The organism is Bernardetia sp. Wsw4-3y2 (assembly GCF_037126295.1).
In the GTDB taxonomy this organism is placed as follows: Bacteria; Bacteroidota; Bacteroidia; order Cytophagales; family Bernardetiaceae; genus Bernardetia.
This window is the reverse complement of sequence record NZ_CP147017.1, coordinates 2,949,272-2,965,919: the sequence shown is the minus strand read 5'-3', so window position 1 is coordinate 2,965,919 and position 16,648 is coordinate 2,949,272. Positions and strand designations below refer to the sequence as shown.

Annotated in this window: 14 protein-coding genes; 5 read left to right on the top strand and 9 right to left on the bottom strand. The window is 30.8% G+C overall.

What is annotated here, in order from left to right; genetic code table 11:
• The first annotated feature begins 232 nt into the window (after positions 1-232).
• The 4 genes from V9L05_RS12065 (at position 233) to V9L05_RS12050 (ending at position 3,682) form a co-directional block, all read left to right on the top strand.
• The gene (locus tag V9L05_RS12065) at positions 233-1,486 is read left to right on the top strand and encodes an alpha/beta hydrolase-fold protein (RefSeq protein WP_338812127.1); all 1,254 of its coding nucleotides are present in this window, start codon (positions 233-235) and stop codon (positions 1,484-1,486) included.
• A 214-nt stretch (positions 1,487-1,700) separates the two neighbouring features.
• Positions 1,701-2,492 (top strand): 3-deoxy-8-phosphooctulonate synthase, encoded by a 792-nt coding sequence (kdsA, locus tag V9L05_RS12060; protein WP_338812126.1) that lies wholly within the window; start codon positions 1,701-1,703, stop codon positions 2,490-2,492.
• A 114-nt stretch (positions 2,493-2,606) separates the two neighbouring features.
• Positions 2,607-3,350: an SDR family NAD(P)-dependent oxidoreductase gene (locus V9L05_RS12055; protein ID WP_338812125.1), complete on the top strand. Its 744-nt coding sequence runs from the start codon at positions 2,607-2,609 to the stop codon at positions 3,348-3,350.
• Between the two features lie 152 nt (positions 3,351-3,502).
• Positions 3,503-3,682, top strand: coding sequence for a hypothetical protein (locus tag V9L05_RS12050; protein ID WP_338793001.1), 180 nt, complete (start codon positions 3,503-3,505; stop codon positions 3,680-3,682).
• 62 nt (positions 3,683-3,744) lie between these two features.
• On the opposite strand, the gene V9L05_RS12045 is transcribed toward V9L05_RS12050, so the two are convergent.
• Both V9L05_RS12045 and V9L05_RS12040 read right to left on the bottom strand, forming a co-directional pair.
• Positions 3,745-4,962 carry a GTP-binding protein gene (locus tag V9L05_RS12045; protein ID WP_338812123.1) on the bottom strand — a complete coding sequence of 406 codons (1,218 nt, stop codon included), beginning with the start codon at positions 4,960-4,962 and terminating at the stop codon, positions 3,745-3,747.
• Positions 4,963-4,997: 35 nt separating this feature from the next.
• On the bottom strand, positions 4,998-5,363 hold the full coding sequence (locus V9L05_RS12040) for a MerC domain-containing protein (protein WP_338812122.1): 366 nt from the start codon (positions 5,361-5,363) through the stop codon (positions 4,998-5,000).
• A 165-nt stretch (positions 5,364-5,528) separates the two neighbouring features.
• On the opposite strand from V9L05_RS12040, the gene V9L05_RS12035 reads away from it, so the two are divergent.
• The gene (locus V9L05_RS12035) at positions 5,529-5,900 is read left to right on the top strand and encodes a transcriptional repressor (RefSeq protein ID WP_338812121.1); all 372 of its coding nucleotides are present in this window, start codon (positions 5,529-5,531) and stop codon (positions 5,898-5,900) included.
• A gap of 155 nt (positions 5,901-6,055) precedes the next feature.
• On the opposite strand, the gene V9L05_RS12030 is transcribed toward V9L05_RS12035, so the two are convergent.
• The 7 genes from V9L05_RS12030 to V9L05_RS12000 form a co-directional block, all read right to left on the bottom strand.
• The gene (locus V9L05_RS12030; protein WP_338812120.1) at positions 6,056-8,167 is read right to left on the bottom strand and encodes a VWA domain-containing protein; all 2,112 of its coding nucleotides are present in this window, start codon (positions 8,165-8,167) and stop codon (positions 6,056-6,058) included.
• Between the two features lie 238 nt (positions 8,168-8,405).
• Positions 8,406-9,101 carry a hypothetical protein gene (locus V9L05_RS12025; RefSeq protein WP_338812119.1) on the bottom strand — a complete coding sequence of 232 codons (696 nt, stop codon included), beginning with the start codon at positions 9,099-9,101 and terminating at the stop codon, positions 8,406-8,408.
• A 32-nt stretch (positions 9,102-9,133) separates the two neighbouring features.
• Positions 9,134-11,344 carry a M48 family metallopeptidase gene (locus V9L05_RS12020; RefSeq protein ID WP_338812117.1) on the bottom strand — a complete coding sequence of 737 codons (2,211 nt, stop codon included), beginning with the start codon at positions 11,342-11,344 and terminating at the stop codon, positions 9,134-9,136.
• 91 nt (positions 11,345-11,435) lie between these two features.
• Positions 11,436-12,623 carry a glycosyltransferase family 4 protein gene (locus tag V9L05_RS12015; RefSeq protein WP_338793008.1) on the bottom strand — a complete coding sequence of 396 codons (1,188 nt, stop codon included), beginning with the start codon at positions 12,621-12,623 and terminating at the stop codon, positions 11,436-11,438.
• Between the two features lie 31 nt (positions 12,624-12,654).
• Positions 12,655-13,956, bottom strand: a complete 1,302-nt coding sequence (locus tag V9L05_RS12010) for a hypothetical protein (RefSeq protein ID WP_338812114.1) — start codon at positions 13,954-13,956, stop codon at positions 12,655-12,657.
• Positions 13,957-13,965: 9 nt separating this feature from the next.
• Entirely contained in the window at positions 13,966-15,243 is a 1,278-nt protein-coding gene (locus V9L05_RS12005; RefSeq protein WP_338812113.1) for a hypothetical protein, read from the bottom strand.
• Entirely contained in the window at positions 15,221-16,543 is a 1,323-nt protein-coding gene (locus tag V9L05_RS12000; protein WP_338812111.1) for a glycosyltransferase, read from the bottom strand. Before V9L05_RS12000 ends, V9L05_RS12005 begins: the two co-directional genes overlap by 23 nt.
• Between the last annotated feature and the right edge of the window lie 105 nt (positions 16,544-16,648).

Sequence of the window (16,648 nt, the reverse complement as noted above, 5' to 3'; positions counted from 1 at the left end):
TTTATTCTCTTTAGAAAAGTAAAAGTTCACTTTGGGTGTTTTGGAGGATATTCAGATGATTCTTTAGGAATACTTTTTAGTAGTTTGATAGTAATTATAATTGGTTTATTTTTTCTTCCTATAAAAACCTTAAAAAAAATTTATTTTACCTCAGTCCACACTATTCTTATTTTTTTTGTATAGATTGGTGGAGATATTTGAAATTAATACCACTGAAATTAACTACAAAATAATGAAGCCTAGAATACAAATAGTGTTGGTAATGAGTTTGTTTTTTTTCTTACCACAATTTACAAATGCTCAAAGCAATAAAAACATTCAATTTTTATCAAAAGTGGGCGTTTTAGATAGTTTATATTCCAAAACTCTAAAAGAATATAGGCAGTTTTATGTGCAACTTCCTCAGGGGTATGATGCTACTAAAAATGACAAATATCCCGTTGCTTTTATTTTAGATGGAGAAGTATTTTTGCCTACTGTTCATAATGTGCAAAATTTTTATAGTGGTGGGTTTACACCTGAAATGGTTCTGATTGGCATTTCAAATGCTGATAACAGAATGAGAGATTTGACAACTTCCAAAATAAAAGAGATGAATGGAATGCCATTTAATCAAGAAAACGGAGAAGCAGCTAATTTTAGTAATTTTATAGAAAAAGAACTAATTCCATTCATAGAAAATAAATATCCTGTAACTAATTTCAGGACATTAATTGGTCATTCCTATGGTGGTTTGTTTACACTTCATACATTTCTCCATAAGCCAAATTTATTTTCTAATTATATTGCCATAGACCCAAGTTTGGATTGGGATAATCAAAAATTATTAAATAAAGCTAAAGAAAAACTGGCAAGTAATGATTATAAAGAAAAGTCTTTATTTATGTCTTTAGGTGGACAATTACACTGGCAGAAACCAGAAATAACTATTGATAATGTAATGACAGATACCTCAGATTTTACTTTGTTTGGAAGGTCTAATATTATGTTTTCAGATATGATAAAACAAAATAAGGTAGATGGGTTAGCTTTTGAATGGAAATTTTATCCTAGAGATTTGCACGGTACAATTCCTTTTCCTTCTATAATGGATGGATTAATTTCTGTTTTTCAATGGTATCAAATGGAAAACACTCAAAAATTTAACCTGCCAACAACTTCAACAGAAGAGTTATCCAAAATAATAAAATATCGTGCAGAGAAGCTAGAAAAGTATTTTGGATATTCAGTTCCACCCTATCCTGAATTTCTTTTAAATATGTCTGGTTATATGAGTATGGATATGGAGCAAATGAAAAGAGCTAAAATGTTCTTTGAGTTTGCTATTGAATATTATCCAAAAAATGCCAATGCTTATGATTCTATGGCTGATTATTACGAAAGAAATGGTGATAATACTACTGCTATAAAATTTATTGAGAAGGCTCTTGAAATAAATGATGATGAGTATTACAAAAAAAGAATGGAAGAACTAAAGAAAAAATAGATAATTATTTACTCTAAAGCAAGGGTTTAACTTGTATCTAGCACTAGAATAATTATTCTTTTCTACTCCAAAAAATAGCACTACTAACACCTCAAGTATTGCGTTTTCTTAAATGGCAATTAGATAATCGCCACTCATTCTCATAGAAAGCTCTCTAAAAGCTATGTTTTTTTCGTAGTTTTGTACTTTCAATTTTCTCCAAAAACAAAAAATTATGACGCTCTACGAACGCCTACAAAAAGAAACTTTCCTTATTGCTGGTCCGTGTGTAATCGAAAACGAAGAACTACTCTTTGAGGTAGCCGAACACATGGTTGAGCTTTCCAAAAAAATGGGTTTTCTTTATATTTTTAAAGCCTCTTTCGATAAAGCAAACCGTACTTCTATGGAATCTTACCGAGGTCCTGGTTTAGAAAAAGGATTGGAAGCTCTAGTAAAAATCAAAAATAAATATCAAATTCCGATTACTACTGATATTCATGAAGCCTATCAAGCCGAAATTGCTGCTGAAGTAGTTGACATCCTTCAAATTCCTGCTTTTTTGTGCCGTCAGACCGACCTTTTAATTAAATCAGGAGAAACAGGAAAAATTGTAAATATCAAAAAAGCACAATTCTTAACAGGTAGAGATATGGTTTATCCTGCAAAAAAAGTAGAAAGTACAGGCAATCATCAAATTATGCTAACTGAACGTGGAACAAGTTTTGGAAATCATAATCTTGTTGTTGATTTTAGAAATATAATTGATATGAAAGAAATGGGTTATCCTGTCGTGATGGATGTAACTCATTCAGTTCAGAAACCAAGCGCAAACAACGGAACAACTGGAGGAAATAGAGAATATATTCCTTATTTTTCGAAGGCTGCTGCTGCTATGGGAGTAAAAGGATTTTTTATGGAAACACATCCAAATCCTGATAATGCTCTTTCTGATGGACCTAATATGGTAGAATTAGCAAATATGGAAAATGTATTGAAAGAAACTTTCAATCATATTATGGTATAAATAAAATTTAAAAAAAGCCTCATTTTTTGTAATAACAAAACAAAAAGTCTTTTAAGTAATTCTATAATGGAATTACTTTTTTTTATTCTAAAATTCTGAAAAAATAAATACATCATGAAAACGCTTTATTTCATCACAGGTACAAGTAGTGGCATTGGCAACGCACTTACAAATCATATTTTATCAACTGAAAAAGATGTTTTAGTAGAAGGAATTTCTCGTACTCAAACTATTCATCATGGTAACTACAAACACCATACTTTTGATTTATCAAAAATAGATGAATTAATTGGCTTCTTTGGAAAGCTAGATTTAGAAAAAAGAATAAAAAGTAAAATTGATAAAGTAGTTTTGATAAATAATGCAGGAACTTTAGGACAAGTAGGTCATGTAGGCAAAATTCCTAGTCAAGATATCGTAAAGACAATGAATATCAATACGATTGCTCCTTTTGTCTTGATGAATGAGTTTTTGCATACATTTGATACAAATACGTTTGGAAATATAGAAAAAGTAATAATTAATATTTCTTCTGGTGCTGGAAAGCGTCCGATTGATGGGTGGTCTGTCTATTGTGCGTCTAAAGCTGGTCTGAATCTTTTCGCAGAAGTAGTTAAGGAAGAAGAGAAAATATTGAATCAAAATACGCAAATCTTTAATATTTCGGTAGGTGTTGTTGATACAAACATGCAAGGAGAGATTAGAAAGACGACTCAAAATGAATTTTCAAGTGTAGAATACTTCAAAGAATTAAAGGATAATAATCAACTTGCAAGTCCTGAATTTGTAGCTGAAAAAATTTATTCTATTATAGAAAAACCACAAAACTTTGAGGATATTTGGCAGAAATTGCAGTAACAAACAATTACGAATTTTGTATGATTTGGCTTTACCAAAGTTTTGGTTTTATGATAAAAGGCAGGATAATGACGAATTGCAACTTCTTATTTTAGAACAAACCTGTCTAATTAACCGTAAAATGATAAAAAAACCTCAAAATTTTTGCAACAATGAAACAGCATCAAAATAAAAAAGAAGACAAAGAAGTAGAAAAAAATTCTACTCAAGAAGAGAAAACTCATATTGAAAATTCAAAAGATAAAATTACAGAACTTTCAGAAGAAGAACAAGAAGAGTTGAGAGCAGAAGCTAGAGAACGTTATAATCGTTTGTTGGGGTGTGGTGGGTAATTTTTTTCAAAACAAACCCTCGTCGTAGTTCAATAGAAACCAACGACGAGAGCTTGTTATGTTTACATTTCGTAAGGAAAGGGATCAATAAATTTAGCTTTCGAATCAAATAATTTTTGTTCATTTTGTTGTAATAAACAGTCTTCAAGTTCGGCTATCATTTTTTCTTTGTCTATATCTTGTCCAATAAATACAAGTTCGTTCATTCTATCTCCCCATTTTTTAGTCCATCTACTTTCAATTTCTTCTCTATTAAAAGCAAAAGATTGATATTTCATTCGTTCTGAAAAAGGCATACTTACCCACCAAACACCTGCTCTTTCGATACGAGAAGAACCTCCAGCTTGACTAAAATTAATCGCATCGTTAGGTCTTGATGCTAACCAAAATAATCCTTTTGCTCTAATTACTCCACTTGGATAGGCTTTACTCAGATAATTCCAAAATCGTTGTGGATGAAATGGTTTTTGATTCCTAAATACAAAAGATGAAATACCATATTCTTCCGTTTCAGGAGTATGTTCTCCTGCTTGTAACTCTTTCTGCCAACCAGCCGAATTTTGAGCTTCTTCAAAGTCAAAAAGTTTAGTATTCAAAATTTCTTTTGGTTCTACTTTGCTGAACGATGAAGTAATTATTTTTGCAGCAGGATTGAGCTTTTGAAGCATTGCCTTTAATGTGCCTAATTTAGCCTCATCAACCAAATCTGTTTTGTTCAAAATAATTACATTAGCAAACTCTATTTGGTCAGTCAGTAGATTTACAATAGTACGATAATCACCTTCCATATCGGTCAGTTTTCTGTCCAAAAGCAATTCATTTGTTCCAAAATCTTTAAAGAAATTAAAACAATCTACAACGGTTACTAATGTATCTATGTAACTAAATTTAGATAAATCAATTCCTTTTTCCTCATCTACAAAACTAAATGTTTGTGCCACAGGAACAGGTTCGCCAATGCCTGTATTTTCGATAAGCAAATAATCAAATCTATTTTCATTAGCAAGTTTTTCTACTTCTACCATCAAATCTTCTCGCAACGTACAACAAATACATCCATTACTCATCTCTACGAGCTTTTCTTCTGTACGTGAAAGCGTATTTTGACTTTTTACTAAGTTGGCGTCTATATTTACTTCACTCATATCATTGACAATAACGGCTACTTTTAAGCCTTCTTTATTGTGTAAAATGTGATTGAGAAGTGTCGTTTTTCCTGCGCCCAAAAAGCCACTCAATAAGGTTACAGGGAGTTTTTTTACTGTTTTTGTGATTTTCATTTTGAATAAAATAAATATGTTATTAATGAATAAAATTAATGTTGAGTAGTCGTAATTTTACATGTCTGACAATATCTTATATTCAAAATATGTCCGATAATGATAAGTATCGCAAAAAAATAAGCTACATATTCTAATCCTTCATGAGCATCTTCAAATAAAGTAGAAAGTGAAAAAGCAATAAAAGAAAACCACAATAGAATATTTATTTTTTTATTCGAACTCCCTTTTGTGGTTTTTAGAATCGCCAAAAAAGAAATTAAAAGAAAGAAATAAGTAAAAATGGGTTGAGTAACAAAACTCATTTCAAAGGCTATAAATACAGGAGTAAGCATACAATGTATCATACAAGTACAAGAACTTATTATGCCTGTGATATCTGCCAAATTATATTTTTTCATGAGGTTATTTTTTTGGTCTCAGAGTATTCTATCAAATAAAAGCAGTACGAATTAGAATAATTCTGATTTTTTTCAAAAATTATTACTAAATGCAACATTGTTGCAAAAACAAAGTCAATATAATTTGTATTGACATAATTTATTTTTATTTAATGTGCAGCATTCATGAAAAATACCGTAGCAAAAACCCAAATTAAAGAATTAATTGAGTCTTCGTCTGTGGCATTATCGCCCAACGAAATAAAAAAAATAGTAAAAAAAGTATGTAGTAAAGTAACAGTCTATCGTATTTTGGATAGATTAGTAGATGAGGAGTTCATTCATAAAGTCATGACACCTGAAGGAGGAGTCAAATATGCAGCGACTTCTAAGTATTGCGAAAACTACAAGCCTAATCATGTTCATTTTAGCTGTAAAAAATGCAATAGAATTACCTGTCTTAAACATATTGAAGCTACTTGTAAATTACACAAAGCATACGAAGTGGAAGAAGTATATTGTACAATAGTGGGAGTTTGTCCCAGATGTAAAAAGTAATAAAAAAGGTCTTTTATTTCTAGTTTACCTAAAATCACTGGCAAGCACTTTAAATAATTGAGTTTTTTTCAACCGTCAACGAGACATAAAGCCGTCGTTGAGGGTTGAAGAATTGTATTTAACTGATAACTAAATAACTGATTACTGGTAACTGGCTAGTATCCTCCTTGAAATTTACGTATGCCCCACTCAAAACTAGCAAAACCAACAATCAAAAGCATAATCCACCACAGATTAATGACATCTGAAAGCTGTTCACTTCTAAAAACAGTTGGTGTTGGAATCTGATTTTGTAGAGAATCTTGTAAAACTTGTAAATTATTGAGCGTATAAAAATTACCTTTATTTTGCTGTGCAAGTCTTCGCATGACACCAAAATCTGCTGTTGCATTTAGGCTTTCCAGTTTTATTTCTCTCACTGTAAATTGTCCGATTGAAACTTCTGTTTTTCCGTCTAGTTGAGTAGTTGCTTTGAACGAATATGCACCCTCTGGAAGCGCAGAAGCCGAATATCTAAATGGCGAAGAATTGTTTGTAAAGGTATAAGTTCTTGTTTTTCCTTCTTCGTCTTTGATTTCTAAACGAATATTTTGTCCTAAAAGAGGTTCATAAATCGCATTATAAACTTCTACATCAAAACTTACACCATCAGAAGTAGAAAATTGAGAAGCTGTTGGGGCAACTCTAAAACGTCTTTTATCTTCTTTTGTAGAAAGATATTGAATAATTTTACTCAAAAGGGCATCATATCCTTCTTGGTTTTTATTATCTGCATATTCATTCAAACGCCATTTCCATGTGTTTTCAGCAAGCCACACTCCTGTTTTTTTGCCATTTTGTTCACTCATCACAACTAAAGGTTTTTTAGTCTGAATATTTCCCACTCGTTGATACAGCATTATTTCAGCCTGTGAAGAAATTTCATAATCAGCAAAAGGAACGAGTGCAGGAGGATAGGAAGCAAAACGACTTTTTTGTTCATCTGTCAGATAAAACTTTGAAAAATTAGAGTTCCAAAACGGAATTACTTTATCGGATTGATTTCCTAAAGGACGAATTTTTACGCCAGTATTTAATGAATTAAATACATTGTAGTTGCTTTGCGCTCCAATAATGAAGAGTTCGGCAGAAGTCATTTTTCTGAGTTTTTCTAAAATAGGCGCAGATCTTCCCATTTTATCAGGAAATTGATGATAAATAATAAGGTCATATTTATCCTCTAATTTAGTTGAACTCAGATAAGGCAAATAAATATAAGGCAAGTAAATATCAAACTTATAATTTTCATTTTTTTCTATTGCTGCACGAAAGGCTTTTATATCTGGATGAGGCGCAGCAGCCACCAAAAGAATTTTTTCTTTACTATCAATTATATCAATATAAGCATGTGCTGTGTTATTTTGAGTAGTAAACTCTCCTTCTTGTGGCACAATTGTAACAACATAATGCTGAATACCTTTTGAGATTGCTTTTACCAAAAACTCAATGCTTTTAAGGTCGTTTTGATTCGAACTAAACTTCACTTTTTGAGTAGAAATAGTCTTTCCATTTTGTGATAAAACGGCTGTAACTTCCCTGTTTTCAAAACCTGTATGCGTAACTTCTGCTACTATTGGAAATTGATTTCCTAAATAAGCCATTTTGTTATGAAAAAGACTTTTAAGAATAATATCCTTTTTTGGCACAGTATCTCCCACTCCAATAGTTTGAAGTGAAAAAGAATAAGGAGAAATATCAGGCGCAAGTCCTTGATTATAAGCACCATCAGAAAGCAAAACTACATTTGAAAGATTGCGATTTTCGAATTCACTTTGAATGCTTTTTAATAAATCACTAATTGGCGAAGAAGTATAATTGAAATTTATTTTATCAGAATTATCTTTTATACTGTCATTTTCTATATTATTTAGTGTCTTAAACTCTACATCAAATCCTTTTTCTTGCAGGTTTTGAGCTGTTTTTTGGATAGAGCTTAAAGCATTATTTATCTTTGTAGAATCCTCTTGCAATAAAATAGAAGCCGAATTATCAATCGCAAAAACAACTGTTGGATTTTCGTAACGAGTAATAAATTGCTGCATCAAAAGTCCTATCAACAGGATTGCAAGAACAGAAACCCACAAAAAACGAATGGCAGCCAATACTTTTTGCCAGCTTTTGCCCCAAGGCGAACTTCTTTTGTAATACAACAAAGCTGCATAACCTGCTCCTAAAAGCAAAGCTACAATTATCCAAGCACTAGAATATTCTGTTAAAAAGATAGGCATTTATGTTAATGAAATTACGAATGACAAATTAAAAATTACGAGAAAATACATTTTTAACCACAGAGAATGAAGAGTTTAAGGAGAAATGAAAATCAGTGTGGCTAAAATACATTTTCCAAAACGAAAATACACAATTCTACTTCTTTTAAGAAACAAAAAACAAAACCTTATGAATTTTTGAGGTTCATAAGGCTTTATCTATTCTTATAAAGTACAATTCTGAAATTAATTGTTACTATTATAACTTCCAAGCGAAACCTAAAGTTGGAGCTAATGATGGAGTAAATGGACTTATCTGAACAGGTTTGAAAGTAAGTGAAGAAGGTTTAATATTTTGATAGAAGTTTTTTTCTGTTTTATCATCCAAACGAGAGTTATATTCTGCTAGACGATTTTTTATAGGAGTTCTTGAAAGAATGACTAATTGTCTTCCTCCAAACCAAACACCTCCTGATATTGCTAAGACAGCTAAACCTTGCGATGCAATATTACTTTCTCCAGTACTAGTAGCAGCAACAGAAAAACCAATAAAACCACCCCAATATCCTATACCTTGTAGTATTCTTCCTCCTACAGTTCCTAATCTAGATTTATCGATGGCTTGTACTACTTTTCTTTCTCCCATTTCTTTCATTAACTTCCTTCCTTCAGCCATAGTAATAAGCTTTTTTTCATCTTTTAGATAAAATTTGGCTTTTCTTTTATGGAACTCTATTGGTTTACTTTTCCATTCACTTGTATAGTTGCTCATCCAACTGTATGAAATTCCATTTAATTTTGTTGTTGTCATGATTGTACTACTTTCTACCTCAACAGTAGAGCTTACATTTTTTTCACGTTGTTCATTTCCATATACTCGCTGTTTGAAAAAAACTTGTGCAGAAACTGAAGTGCTGATAAAATAGATTAAAATAATTAAAGTTATATATTTCATAGTTGTATAGTATTTTATAGTTTATTTTAATATTAATAAAGAAATAATTCTCTAAGTTTTCTTCTCCATGTGTCTTCTTTCTCATAAGAAGTTTTACCTCGGATAAGTTCTGTTGTTACTAAACCATTTTTCAAGTTTTGTACTTGCATAAATACACCATAATCATCCTTGTCTAAAATGATAATTATACGAGCCAAGTATTTTGTATCATATTTTTTTTCTAGTTTTTTGAGTTGAGGAATATCAACTAACTTCATTTGTTGTACTGCACCTCTACTGTAATATGAACCCAAAGAAGAATACAGACTACCCAAATCATTATATTTTTCTACATCTTGAGCCGTAAAGACATCAGGACTTACAACAGAGAATTTACTTTTTGTATCTCTTAGTTCATTGAACTCTTTTACTTTTGCTGTTAGTTCCTTTTGTTCCTTATCAAAAAAATCTATCCAATTTTCCTTCTTTTTCTTTTTATCAATTCGGACTAAAACTGGACGAACCAAAATCATATTTTCTGTAAGAATAATACCTGGTGTACCAGCAGTTACTCCAAAAGAAGAGAAATTTCTTTCATAATCATCTGCTGCCCTTGTAATATAAGCTTCAAACTCTCTAGCAGCTTTTACTTGTTCTGAAATGGTATCTTTTTCTAAATAGCCCAACTCAAAAAGTTTTGCCAAACCTCTTCTTAATCCCTTTTCTTCCTCTAATAAACTCAAATCCTTTATTTTCTGATTCGTTTTTATTTTTGTCCAAGCATCTTGCATAACTCCCATATCTGTTAATTCTCTAAGCGAAACAGAGTAAGTTCTCTCAACATCAGAGTTATAGGAATAAGTCGTTCTTTCTTGACTAATTTTTAATTCTTCTTCAAAAAATAATTTTGGAACAAAATAATAAAAATACTCATACTCCTTATACTTATCAGCAAATTCTATCAAATGAGAAGCTGCCAAAACGGCTAATTGGTCGTGATGTAAATCTTCTAAAGCATAAAACCAATTTCTACCTTTCCAGTTAATTTCATTATAAGGGTGTTCTAAATAAATTCGTTTTCCATATATATCATAAGCTGCCAAACCATACAAAGCCTTTACAATACAAAGTTCTGAATATTTACTTTTTCCATATTGAGATTCCAAAATCAAAGCATTATAAATAGCATCAACAAACTGCTCTTCTTGTAAATAAAGATTGCAAAGTTCGAAACGAGCTATTTTTTGAGCCAGTTTGAAACGTTCTTCTGAAATTAAATACTTTTCGCCCTTATCATTAGCTTTTGAAGCTATTTTTGTTAAAGCGATTTTTTTTCTTTCTTCAATATCTGGGTGAGTTTGTAAAGACTGTATCTTTTCTAGGTCTTTTTTACTCAGTTTTGGCATTTCTACAAAATGAGTAGTGTCTCTGTAATAAAAACTATTTGGAAGATTGACGATTGAATTATTCAAAAATTTACTTTCAAAAACAAGTGTATCAAAAGGATAGCGAGAGTTTTTCAAGGCTTCAAAAGCAGCTACGGCTTCTGATAAATCATAAGAGGTTTTACTAAAAATATCCCATCCTTCATTATCAGCTTCTATCTCTTGTTCTTTTGAATAAGAACTCTTCTTAGCTTGCTCTTCATAAAGTGATTTTGACCTAGCAAGTAAACGAGCAATACTTCCTTTACTTTCATTTCTTACTTCTTCATTATAAAGAAACTGATTAATACTATGTTTTTTGGTAAAATGAGTAATTTCATGAGCTAGAATAAAGGCAAGTTGTGCTTCATTATCTAAGTGAGCCAAAAGTCCTAAATTGACAAAAATAAATCCTTCTGGCGTAGTAAAAGCATTTACAGAATGTTCTTTGGTTACATAAAAATAGATTTTTCCCTGTAAGTCTGGGTAGTTTTCTAATACTTTATTACCTACCTCTTGTACATAAGTAGTAATTGTGTCTCCAAACAAAACCGAACCACTCCAAAGAAGTTGATTCAAATGGTAACTAGAAATCACATCAAACTTATCTTTATTCTCTTCTAAATCTTTATCGACAGTAAGAATATTCTTTTCTCTTTTTGTTTCATAAAAATCACTCGTACGTTTCAAAAATGGCTTTGGAATTTCTCCTTTTGCTTTTAAAGTTTGGTAGTTATTGAAGTCTAAAGTAGTCTTTTGAGCAAAACTATGCGAACTAGTAAACAGAAGCAACAAAAATATGCTACTAAAAACAATGCGATAAATAGAAGTAGAATTCATTCGACAGAATATGAAACTTTTTTGATAAATAAATTAAGAACTACAAAAGTAAGGTTTTATTTAAAAAATAATCTGTAAATTTTAAAAAAAATTAAAAAAAAGAATCTTCTAATTTTTCAGCAATTTTCTCAAACGACCAATTTTGAATAATTTGATAAGATATTTCACCCATTTCTTTTGCTTGTTGTTGCGATTTAATTTTATTCATAGCTTCTTTCAAAGATTCTATATTTTCACTTTGAAAAACAAAACCATTTTCATTATTTTCTTTGTCTGATTGAATCAAATCTACTGCACAACCTACTTTTGTACTGGCAATAACTGCTTTTTTGGCTGCCATTGCCTCATTGATGGCAAGCCCCCAAGTTTCGCCAGCACCTTTTGAAGGAAGCACAAACACATCACACAACAGATAAACAATTGGCATTTTAGATTGATTCTGAAAAGGCAAAAAATAAATATTTTGATATGATTCTGATTTTTGTTTTAGTTCGTTTTCTAATTCTCCATTTCCTAAGAAAATCAAATATTCTTTATTTTTTTCTTGCTCTTTTTTTTCATTTTGCCTTTGAATAAATGCTTCTAAAAGTAATAGAGGTGATTTTTTGGGTTCAAATTTTCCTGCAAAAAGCCATACTAATTCAGTTTCTTTTATCCCTAATTCTTTTCTCCATTGTTTTGCTAATTCTGTGTTTTTTTCTGTTGGCTTAAAGCGAGAGTTGTCGATGGCGTGTGGAGCAAAAGTGAGTTTTTTGTCATTTAATGCTGCCTGTTGGTAGTAATTTTTATTATTTGTTCCGACAAAAAATGCTTTATCAATATGAGAATAGAGCCAAGTAAGAAAGACTTTACGAGCTATCTTTTTTGGAAATGAAATTTCATCTAATAGATGAGAATCGCCACGAAACCAAATAGGAGTTTTATTTTTGAAATGACGAATAACTTTCAAATGACTTTTATAGCTCCAACCAAAAACCAAAATTGCATCAGGATTATAGTTTTTAATTTCTTGAATAATAATTGGGTTATCAATTCCTTTAAAGTGATGTGAGCCTTTATCTTCTGCTATGTTTTCTAAAAACTGATACTTATATCCTTCCAAAAGAGGAATATCCCATTCTATTTTTTTGCCAAAACCTTTATCAAATTTATCTTTTAAGGCATCTTTTCCCCACGTATAAAAGACACAGATTTCTATCTTTTTTCGATCAGAAAGCAATTTGAAAATAGGTGCATAATACTGAATTGGATGAGTGGTAATAATGGCTAGTTTTTTCATATTTTTTTAAGTCACTTCGTTAAAGTGTTTGCTAGTTTATTATTTTATCAAAAAATTCAGCTTGTTTTCTTGTCATTTCTTTAGCTGTATAAGGTTCAAATTCTTGCCAATTGGTTTTTGGTTTTTGGACAATATTTCCTAAAAAATCAGTAAAAATTTGATAGGCTTCATTTATTTTTTCTTGGTTATACTTTTCTTCTAAAAAAGGAATTACTACTCCAGCATTTGTCTTTCGGAGAATAGTAACAGCACTACTTTTTTCATAAAAAACAGCACAGATTGGTTTTTTAGAAAGAATATAAGGATACAGTTTTGAAGCAGTATAATCTTTATCAATAGTTCCAAATATCAAAAGTCCGTCAGCTTTTTGCAAAATGTTTAATACCTTTAGGTAATCTATTCGCTTTACATGTTCGTTTACAATGCTCTCTAATCCAAATTCTTTGGCAATAGGCAGAAGTCTAGGAACAGGATTTAAAGGGTCATAATTTGTACCAATAAAATAAAGTTTTAATTTCGAATAAAGCTCTTTTTTCTCTATTAATCCTTTTTTAATTACTTCAAAAAGAATACTTGATGAAGTTCGCATATACTCGCCTGCTACACCTGCATATACTAAATTGATATTTCCTTCATTTTGAGTAAAAAATGGGTTTTGATATTCTAAAGTAGCAGCTACTTCAAAATCTTTATCAAAAGCTCCAAAAGGAAGTGTGATACAATTATGAGGTGTAATATTTTGATAGCGTTCTTGTAATGTCTTGCAATATCCTTCCGAAACTGAAACGATACCATTTACTTTTTTCATAGCAATCGGTTCAAGGAATTTATGTAAACGATACGAAAACCAAAACTTTGCAGGACGTTCAGATTTTGGACGAGACAGATAATACTCTGAATGCCAAGGGTCTTGCATATCAATTATATAAGGAACATCAAACTTTTTTTTCCAATATGCTCCCAAAACACAAACAGCAAACATGGTGGTAGAAAAATAAATAAGTTCAATTGGATTTCCTTCTTTTCTCTTTTGTCTGATAATCTGATTTACTTTTTTTCTATAGAAGTACATAGAACGCAAAGCCAAATCGCCTAAACCTACTTTTCGTGTATATTTGGTAGAAAATGCTTTTACATGATGAATTTCTAAATCATTAGGAATAGTTTTCAGCAAAATTTCTTCTTTTGGAAATTCTGTAAAATTAGGCTCTACACCTACTATAATCGGATTCCAGCCAAAGTCTTTCCAATAATTTACACCTTGTCGAACACGATGCATATCGACAGCATTATTAGGAACAAAAGTAGGAGAAATAATAAGAAGGTTTTTCATTTTATGCTATTAATTCAAAGTCTTTTCTAGTAGTTGTATAAATTTTTGCCCTTCAATAGTCCAATTATATTTGGTTTCAGAGAGTTTTTTAGAAGCTCTTTTTTGATTTTCTAATAAGGTATTTTCTTTATTCTGTTTGCTATTGGCTAGTAACTCTATTTTATGAGCAAAATCTTTTGTGTTTTGAATATCTATCAAAAAACCAATTTCAGTATGTTTTGCCATAATCCATTTTTGAGCCTTTGTATCAGAAGCCAAAATAGTTAAACCTGTATTTATATATTGAAAAATTTTGTTTGTAATACACAAATCTCTATTTACAGTTTCTATAAGTTCTAACGCTAGTCCTACATCATGTTCTGCTGTTCTGAAAGCAAGTTCTTGGTTTGAAACTAACTCATGAAAGAAGATATTTTGCTTTACATTTTTTGTTTTAGCTAAAGAAAGAAAATAGGTTATTGTTTCTTGATTTGTCTCTCCTCTCAAATGTAATTCTATATCATTTCTATCTAATAAATTTAATGCTTCAATGACCTGTTCGATACCTCTTCCCTTTCCTGTAGTTTGAGAAAACCAATAGAGAGATAAATTATTAGTGTTTTTTCGGTCTTTATATTCTTTACGTTCTGCATCTTTTATATCCTCAAAAACATTTAATATTGGAGTGATTATAGGTAGATTTTGATAGAGGTTATTATAAAAATCTACATATAAAGGGCTTGCAGCCGTAATATAATCAGCTTTTGGAAAATATTTTTTTTCTATATCTATAATATTCTTTTCTCCTTCTTTTAGTATTTTAGCTGTAATAAAAGCGTACGCATCTTCGATATCTATTGCAAATTTTGCCTTATTTTTTTGTGCTACTTTATAGACTAATGGTGTAAGATAAATATTATGATTAATATACATATTAGCTTTTATATTCTTCAATAAAGTGTAAAAAGGAAGCCAAAAAGGAGTATTTATACTTATTTTTCCATACTCAAAAGAATTTGCTAAACTTGGTGCTAGTTTGGCTATATGATGACAAAGTGTTCCAAAAATATAAAGTAATTTCTTTTTGTAGAACGGATAAATATAGGTTTGCCAAGACGGATTTTGAGCTAAGAGTTGGTTTTCGAAAGGCACTAATTTTTCTAGTGTTTGGATAGACACAATAGAAACAGTATATCCTTTTTGAGTAGCTAAAGTAGCCTCTTTGATTAATCTAGGATTAGAAGAAAGATGTCCTGCCGAAATAAAGCAAATATGTTTTTTTGTATTATTTAGTTCTTTGTTTGTCATGATGAATCAAAATCTGTTCTTTTACTGTTGTAGCTGTTTTGTTTCTAAAATTTTCCCACTGCCAATTTTTGGCTGTTTGTATGGCTTCATAGCCTATTTTGGGAAGCAAATTTCTGTTTTCTACACACCATTTCATTTGTTGTAATAAAGCATCTTCATCTCCTACTGGCACAATCCAGCCATTTTTTTGATGTGTTATAAAATCAGGTGCCATACTGTTTTGAGTAGTAATTACAGGTACACCTTGCGACATAGATTCAGAAATAACCATGGCAAAACCATCAGCTAAAGTAGGCAGTACAAAAACATCAGCTTCTTTATAAAGTTGCATCAATTCATCTCTAGGAATGCTATCTTTAATCTTGACACTTCCTTGTAAGTCGTGTGTCAGATTTTTAGGCAAAGAGCTTCTGCCAATGAGCCACAATTCCGCTTCTTGTGATGAAAAATTTGCTTTTCGCCACGCATTATACAACAAATGTACACCTTTCCGAAGATTTTGAGTTCCTGCATTTAGAAAAATAACTGGTTTTTGCTTTGTTGCTCCTAATTTTGATTTATTATCTGTATTTATTTCTGTTAAAATTTTGGGAAATCCATGAGGAATAACTTGTATTTTTTTATCATCAATATCAGCAGCAATAAGAGTACGCTTAGTAAAAGACGAATTACAGATTACTAAATCAGCTAACTGAAGCTCTTCATCTTTTCGCTGATTGTACTTATCATATTTTTTATCTACTAAAATATTAGTTTCATCAGATTGTAGTTCAGGATACTTTTCTAGCTGTTGTTTAACAATGGGAGCAAAGAAAGAATGGTGCTGGCTAGGTTGTTCGAAAATAGTAAAGATTCCTTTTTGCTTTGCTTTTTGAAGACTAGATAGAGCAGCATGTTCATAGACATGAATTGCATCAATTTTTTGTTTTTTAGACTCTTGTGCAATTACACTTGCTACCCAATTATCAAAGGCAAGTTCTGACCACTCCCAAATATGATGAGTAACCATAGGAGAAGCATAACGACTTGAAAAAAGGCGAATTAATTCTCTGTAAGGATATAATTTTAGTTTTTCGAAAGGTAATTCATTAATTGCTTTCCGACTTATATCTCTTTTGAGCTGGGGAACTATTTTTGTAATAAAATTGGATAGAAAATATTTTTCATGAGATACAAAAGTAGTCAAGAAATACTCTAGCATATCATTTTCTAGATAAGACAAAGCTGATTGTCTTACAAAAATACCAGCTCCTGGGTGGGCATGTATAACTTTTACTTTTTTACTCTCTTTATTTTCCATCGTTTACTTCACTTATTTTTTGATATATATTTAGTCTCTTTGCCTACTTCTTTAGTAGTTTTAGAGGACTTTATATTTCTCTCAAAGTAGAGATTAATTTTGGCT

Bases quoted from the DNA above. Each gene is read 5' to 3' on its own strand.
- V9L05_RS12065 (WP_338812127.1), top strand. From the start codon at position 233: ATGAAGCCTAGAATACAAATAGTGTTGGTAATGAGTTTGTTTTTTTTC.
- kdsA (WP_338812126.1), top strand. From the start codon at position 1,701: ATGACGCTCTACGAACGCCTACAAAAAGAAACTTTCCTTATTGCTGGT.
- V9L05_RS12055 (WP_338812125.1), top strand. From the start codon at position 2,607: ATGAAAACGCTTTATTTCATCACAGGTACAAGTAGTGGCATTGGCAAC.
- V9L05_RS12050 (WP_338793001.1), top strand. From the start codon at position 3,503: ATGAAACAGCATCAAAATAAAAAAGAAGACAAAGAAGTAGAAAAAAAT.
- V9L05_RS12045 (WP_338812123.1), bottom strand. From the start codon at position 4,962: ATGAAAATCACAAAAACAGTAAAAAAACTCCCTGTAACCTTATTGAGT.
- V9L05_RS12040 (WP_338812122.1), bottom strand. From the start codon at position 5,363: ATGAAAAAATATAATTTGGCAGATATCACAGGCATAATAAGTTCTTGT.
- V9L05_RS12035 (WP_338812121.1), top strand. From the start codon at position 5,529: ATGAAAAATACCGTAGCAAAAACCCAAATTAAAGAATTAATTGAGTCT.
- V9L05_RS12030 (WP_338812120.1), bottom strand. From the start codon at position 8,167: ATGCCTATCTTTTTAACAGAATATTCTAGTGCTTGGATAATTGTAGCT.
- V9L05_RS12025 (WP_338812119.1), bottom strand. From the start codon at position 9,101: ATGAAATATATAACTTTAATTATTTTAATCTATTTTATCAGCACTTCA.
- V9L05_RS12020 (WP_338812117.1), bottom strand. From the start codon at position 11,344: ATGAATTCTACTTCTATTTATCGCATTGTTTTTAGTAGCATATTTTTG.
- V9L05_RS12015 (WP_338793008.1), bottom strand. From the start codon at position 12,623: ATGAAAAAACTAGCCATTATTACCACTCATCCAATTCAGTATTATGCA.
- V9L05_RS12010 (WP_338812114.1), bottom strand. From the start codon at position 13,956: ATGAAAAACCTTCTTATTATTTCTCCTACTTTTGTTCCTAATAATGCT.
- V9L05_RS12005 (WP_338812113.1), bottom strand. From the start codon at position 15,243: ATGACAAACAAAGAACTAAATAATACAAAAAAACATATTTGCTTTATT.
- V9L05_RS12000 (WP_338812111.1), bottom strand. From the start codon at position 16,543: ATGGAAAATAAAGAGAGTAAAAAAGTAAAAGTTATACATGCCCACCCA.